Here is a 5,845-nt window from a genome sequence, read left to right as displayed (position 1 = left end):
GATCCCTAAAAAAACCAGAGATCTCTTCGACTTGTTCGGCATACCTTACCCAAAGAAGCAAATCAAAAATTAGAAACTATGATCTGCGGAGTTAGGGTTATTGATAATTTATGTTTTATTCTGGAGTAACAGGAAGTTTGATTCCCAGTTTCTCGGCCTTGTTTTTCAGGTCTTTGTCAACAACTGTGGCAATACATGAATCAGACCAGACGTTTAGTGCGGTTTCAATCATGTCAAGAACGGCGTAAATTGGGAAAATGATACCAAGAAGCTCGATCGGAACGCCCATTGAAGACAAAAGACTTGCGGACAGGAAGTAGCATCCCATAGGTACTCCGGCATTGCCGATGGCGGCAAGGGAGGCAATGCCCACCCACATTATGAGCAGGGTAGAACCGATCTGGGCACCGTCATTCTGCATGAGGTACATTACGGTGGTGAGAATGAATGCCGCACATCCGTTCATGTTGATGGTGGTACAGATAGGCAGTACAAATCTTGATACCTTAGGATTGATGCCGTTGTTCTTTTCGGCGCATTCCATGGTTATCGGCAGGGTGGCTGCCGAAGATTTTGAGAAAAATGCCACGGTCAGTGCATTGAACATGCCACTGAAGATTTTCAGCGGATTAAGCTTTTTAATCAGCAGGAATCCCGGAAGAATTATAAGTCCCTGAATCAGGTTTGCTCCGACAACTACGGTAAAGTAGGATGCCAGACCGCCAATCTGCAGACCGGAACTGAACTGTTCCACGCATACGGAAATAAAACCGAAAAGTCCCAGAGGCAGGATAAGGATAATCCATTTGATTATTATGAAAATAATCTCCTGAAAACCTGAAAGCAGGCTGAGGATGCATTCACGGTTTTTGTCATTGCGCATGTATCTGATGGCAATACCGGTGATAATCGCAATCAGCAGCACGCTGAGGATGTTGCCGTTTACCAGCGGGGCCAGAATGTTGTCAGGGAATACGTTGACGAAATATTCAAGATAATCCTTTTTGTCGCTGAGACCCACGTCTGAAAGCAGAAGTTCTTCCGAACTCTGGCGGACATAGTTTTCCGGAGAGATGAATGCATAAAGCAGTGCCGCCACGGATGCCGCAAGAACGGTGGTGGTTACGGTGTAGGTCAGGGTTCTCTTCCACAGGGCCTTGGATACCGCAGAGGTGCCCAGGGTTGCCAGGGTAAGACACAGTGTTACCGCGATGATTGGCACGCTGACGAAACTGAACATCCTGATAAAGATGTCGGAAATGAATTTGGCGGCGGTTAGTCCCGCGGGGGTCGGGAAAAGACCGTTAATGACGCCAAGGGTAATGGCTAAAATGTAAAACCCCATGTATTTCCAGCTGGTGTGCTGTCGGGGAGTTGGTTTAGTGTCGGTCATGAAGTCTCCTCTTTCCGAATACGTATGACTGATTAAAAAACATCGTGTTTTCATTATAGGTAAAAAAGGCCGGGTGAGTTCAGCCTTTTTGTCTGGGATTTGAGGTTCTGCGCGTTTTAAATTCCGTTTTCAGGAAGCGGCGCATGCTCAACGTTTCCTGAATATTACCTGTAGATATCGGTGGAAATATAGTGTTCACCGGTATCAGGGAGAATCACGACAATGTTTTTGCCTTCGTATTCCGGACGCTTTGCAAGCTCAACGGCCGCTGACAGATTACCGCCTGCGGAAATACCTGCAAGGATGGCTTCAATCTGATTAAGGCTTACGGTGGTGCTGATGGCGTCATCACCCTTTACGGCAAGGACTTCGTCAACGACTTCCGGATAGTAGCACTTTGGAATGAAGTTTGCCCCGATACCCTGAATCTTGTGAGTGGATGCTTCACCTTTGGTGATGAGCGGGGATTCGGCAGGTTCAACACCTATGGCTCTGATGTCGGGATTGAAAGCCTTAAGTCCCTTCGCAAGACCGGAAATGGTACCGCCGGTACCGATACCTGCAACAACCGCATCGACTTTGCCGTCAAGATCCTTCCAAATCTCAACTGCAGTGGTTTTTTCGTGGGCCAGAGGGTTGGCCGGATTTTCAAACTGGCCAACTATGATGCTACCGGGAACGGATTTGTGGATTTCTTCTGCTCGGCTTACTGCACCTTTCATTCCGTCCTTTGCCGGGGTGAGAACCAGTTCGGCTCCGCGGGCCTTGAGAAGGGCTCTTCTTTCAAGACTCATGCTTTCAGGCATTGTGAGAATGAGTTTGAGACCGTAGAGTCTTGCAACCAGGGCCAGTCCGATGCCTGTATTGCCGGAGGTTGGTTCGATAATGGTGCTGCCGCGGGTGATGAGACCTCTGTCAAGAGCGTCCTTAACCATGCTTAAGGCTGCACGATCCTTGATGGAACCGGCAGGGTTAAACATTTCAAGTTTGGCATAGAGGTGTGCCTTTACCTGAAACTTTTCTTCAAATCTGGATAATCTTACGAGGGGAGTGTTCCCAATGAGTTCTTCCACTGAATTATAAAGTGCCATTATTAATCTCCTTTGTCAGTTGTATGAGCTCCGCAGTGCGGATGTTCTCCGGTTTTAAAACGACGTCCGCGGAAACCGGAAAGACGCGGAATCTGTAAAAAAATAAAGCAGCCCGGGCCTAAGGCTCGGGCTGTGGCGTGTTAATCTATTCTGTCAGCCTGATTCTGTGATTGCTTTTCTTTCTCGGCTTTTCTTTGCTGTTCTTCTTCGAGAAGCTGTTTTTTGGCTATTTCAACCGCCTTTTTTTCCGCAGCCTTTCTTTTCTTCGCAAAATGATTCTTGGTCACTATTATTATGGCTATGACCACAATTGTCAGAATAACGATGTGCATGATGCTCTGACCTTCCTTAACTCTGGCAATGAGTTCCGGTATGCTTTGGGCACAGTAATACCCGAGGTATATCCATGCTGGAACTGATATGAGAGCTGCAATTCCGTCCATCAGCAGAAAATGAATGAACGGAACCCTCTGACTCATACCGGCTGCCATGAATATCGGGGATCTGAGTCCGGGCATGAATCTGGCTGCGAACAGTACCCCGATGCCGTATTTTGCAAACTGTTCCTGTACGGAGGCGAAGCGTTCAGGAGTGAGAACCTTACGCATCGGCTTGAATCTCTGAATTCTGTAGCCGAAGATTTTGCCGATGAAATACATGGATGCGTCACCGATAAGCACGCCGGCGAAACATATGATAAGCATCACGTTAAAATCTGTTGCCCCGAGACCGGAAACGAGACCTCCTGCAACAAGGGTTATGTCTTCAGGAACCGGAAGTCCGAAGCCGCAGAGAATTAGTACGCCGAAGGCTATTACGTAATTCCAAGCTCCAAGATCGGTCAGGTTTTCAATTACCCAGTTCAGTATAGTCTCAACCATTTCTTTATAAGATTCCCCGTATTTTAAGTTAAGTTATGACACGGAATTTTTCCCGTAAACCGTGTCGGTGAGTTAATATTAAAATTATTAAACGGAACCGATGTTTTCATACTGTCGTACTCTGATTATAGCATGTCGCAATCAGGTTCATACATTTTGATGTATTGTCTTAATCATTAGTTCCTTTTTCCGGTCAAAATTACTGCGGACGGGCACCGCTGAACTTTAACTGTCTCCATGATTCGAACACGAAAATCGCTACGCTGTTTGACAGATTCATGCATCTGCTGCCGGGAACCATGGGAATTCTTACCTTGTGTTCATCGTCGAGAGTGTCGGTGAATTCGTCCGGAAGCCCCTTGGTTTCCTTCCCGAAAATGAGCACGTCACCTTCCTGAAATCTGCACTGATCGGGGTAGGCGTGTCCCTTGGTGGTACAGGCGTATATGTTGTGTCCCTTAAAGTATTCAAGACATTCGTTCAGGTTGCGGTGTTTTTTTATGTCCACAAATTCATGATAGTCAAGACCGGCGCGCAGGAGTCTTTTGTCATCGAGTATGAATGCTGCCGGTTCCACTATGTGGAGCTTGTATCCGGTGTTTGCGCATAATCTGATAATGTTGCCGGTATTTGCCGGAATTTCAGGCTGAAACAGTACTATGTTTAACATGCAGGTTCCCTTGTTCTGTGCGGACGAAAAGTAAAAAGAAATCCTTCCTTCATAAATGGGGATGAAATTAGGAATTTCAAGGATTTACAGTGCTTCAACGGTGTATATGTTTCCGTGCCGGATTATTGTAGATCAATTTGAGGCTTTCGTGATCCCCTGAAGAGGAAATTGTTTTCAAAAAAATCATTTTTTCTGTGCACGAATGCGTAAAACTTCCGTACGTTGTTTTGCACAATCAGTTCTTTCGGTATCAGATATTTAATGTGAAAACGTTTTATTTTTATGGTCCACGGTATCGGGTATTTGTGACAGGTGACGGGTTTTAATATCTCAAAGCATTGTGATTCGATTATAGAAACCTAAATATATGTTTTAATGGTGGTTATATTATTATGTGGTAAGACATATTTTTACGTATAGAAAAAATATGGTTTTCGAGGCGTCAACACACTGCGAAAAAAGGCAGATACTGCTTACGTTGCTCTGATTTTTACCTGACCGAATGTTGTACGTTAATCCGAATGTGATTCATAAATGTTTCCCGAAAATGAACACGCGGATTGGCGGGCGTTTGTTAAATTTTTGATGTTTGGAGTTTTTGCTATGGGAAAAATGATGAAAGGTTTTGCCATGCTGGGCATTGGCAGGGTGGGCTGGATCGAGAAGGAAGTTCCTAAGTGCGGTCCGCTTGATGCGATTGTAAGGCCTCTGGCCATCGCCATCTGTACCTCAGACGTGCATACTGTTTATGAAGGAGCCATCGGCGATCGTCATAACATGATTCTTGGGCACGAAGGCTGTGGTGAAATCGTGGAAGTCGGTTCTGAGGTTAAGGATTTTAAGCCCGGTGACAGGGTTCTTGTTCCTGCCATTACTCCTGACTGGAACTCCCTCGAGGCTCAGGCGGGTTACAGCATGCACTCAGGCGGTATGCTTGCTGGCTGGAAATTCTCCAATTTCAAGGATGGCGTGTTCTCTGAGTTTTTCCATGTAAATGACGCTGACGGTAATCTTGCACTTATCCCTGAAGGCATGAGTGTTGAGGAGGCCTGTATTCTGTCTGACATGGTTCCTACCGGGTTCCATGCCGTGGAACTTGCAGACGTGCAGTTTGGTGATACCGTGCTGGTAATCGGCATAGGAGCAGTAGGTCTTATGTCCGTGGCCGGTGCTGCACTGAGAGGGGCTTCACGCATTATAGCAGTGGGTACCAGACCTGTATGCGTCAACGCAGCAAAGGGATACGGAGCCACCGACTTCATATCATACCGTGACGGGAAGATCGAGGATCAGGTTATGGCGCTTACCGGCGGAAAGGGCGTTGACCGCGTATGTATCGCAGGCGGTGACGTAAACACCTTTGAAGCAGCCATAAAGTCTCTTAAACCTGGCGGACGCATCGGTAACGTTAATTATCTCGGCAGCGGTGACTACGTGAACATTCCTAGAGCTGAATGGGGCTGCGGTATGGGACATAAGCAGATTCTTACCGGTCTGATGCCGGGCGGTCGTCTGCGCATGGAAAAGCTGTCATCACTCGTGGCTTCCGGCAGACTTGACGTTAAGCCAGAAATCACTCACGTGTTCCATGGTTGGGAACACTGTGCCGAGGCTTTGGAGCTCATGCGTGACAAGCCGAAGGATCTGATCAAGCCAATCGTAATCCCTGATTAAAAAGGGTTAACAACTGCTTGGCCAAATCTATAAATAATTTATAATACATTTAAAATAGTTATAGGTTTATTTGTAGTGAATAAGATTATTTCAATTGGACAGGCTGCTAAATTGCTTGGTGTTCATGTTCAGACTT

General features: G+C 46.4%; 5 protein-coding genes. 1 reads left to right on the top strand and 4 read right to left on the bottom strand.

The genetic code is table 11. The features are described 5' to 3' along the window. Window positions 1-115: 115 nt before the first annotated feature. The 4 genes from QZU58_RS09680 to trmL form a co-directional block, all read right to left on the bottom strand. A complete protein-coding gene (locus QZU58_RS09680) occupies window positions 116-1,393 on the bottom strand; it encodes a dicarboxylate/amino acid:cation symporter (RefSeq protein WP_294496350.1) in 1,278 nt (425 codons plus the stop codon). A 164-nt stretch (window positions 1,394-1,557) separates the two neighbouring features. Continuing rightward, window positions 1,558-2,484: a cysteine synthase A gene (cysK, locus tag QZU58_RS09675; protein WP_294496348.1), complete on the bottom strand. Its 927-nt coding sequence runs from the start codon at window positions 2,482-2,484 to the stop codon at window positions 1,558-1,560. 140 nt (window positions 2,485-2,624) lie between these two features. Continuing rightward, the gene (locus tag QZU58_RS09670; RefSeq protein WP_294459907.1) at window positions 2,625-3,365 is read right to left on the bottom strand and encodes a DedA family protein; all 741 of its coding nucleotides are present in this window, start codon (window positions 3,363-3,365) and stop codon (window positions 2,625-2,627) included. Between the two features lie 199 nt (window positions 3,366-3,564). After that, window positions 3,565-4,035: a tRNA (uridine(34)/cytosine(34)/5-carboxymethylaminomethyluridine(34)-2'-O)-methyltransferase TrmL gene (trmL, locus tag QZU58_RS09665; RefSeq protein ID WP_294459910.1), complete on the bottom strand. Its 471-nt coding sequence runs from the start codon at window positions 4,033-4,035 to the stop codon at window positions 3,565-3,567. 603 nt (window positions 4,036-4,638) lie between these two features. Between trmL and QZU58_RS09660 the strand changes: the two genes are divergently transcribed. Further along, window positions 4,639-5,709 carry an NAD(P)-dependent alcohol dehydrogenase gene (locus tag QZU58_RS09660; RefSeq protein ID WP_294496346.1) on the top strand — a complete coding sequence of 357 codons (1,071 nt, stop codon included), beginning with the start codon at window positions 4,639-4,641 and terminating at the stop codon, window positions 5,707-5,709. Window positions 5,710-5,845 lie beyond the last annotated feature (136 nt).

The organism is uncultured Ruminobacter sp. (assembly GCA_902764345.1).
Taxonomy (GTDB): Bacteria; Pseudomonadota; Gammaproteobacteria; order Enterobacterales; family Succinivibrionaceae; genus Ruminobacter.
The sequence above is the reverse complement of the archived record's forward strand: the minus strand, read 5'-3'. Positions and strand labels throughout refer to the sequence as shown.

Bases quoted from the DNA above. Each gene is read 5' to 3' on its own strand.
- cysK (WP_294496348.1), bottom strand. From the start codon at position 2,484: ATGGCACTTTATAATTCAGTGGAAGAACTCATTGGGAACACTCCCCTC.
- QZU58_RS09670 (WP_294459907.1), bottom strand. From the start codon at position 3,365: ATGGTTGAGACTATACTGAACTGGGTAATTGAAAACCTGACCGATCTT.
- QZU58_RS09660 (WP_294496346.1), top strand. From the start codon at position 4,639: ATGGGAAAAATGATGAAAGGTTTTGCCATGCTGGGCATTGGCAGGGTG.
- trmL (WP_294459910.1), bottom strand. From the start codon at position 4,035: ATGTTAAACATAGTACTGTTTCAGCCTGAAATTCCGGCAAATACCGGC.
- QZU58_RS09680 (WP_294496350.1), bottom strand. From the start codon at position 1,393: ATGACCGACACTAAACCAACTCCCCGACAGCACACCAGCTGGAAATAC.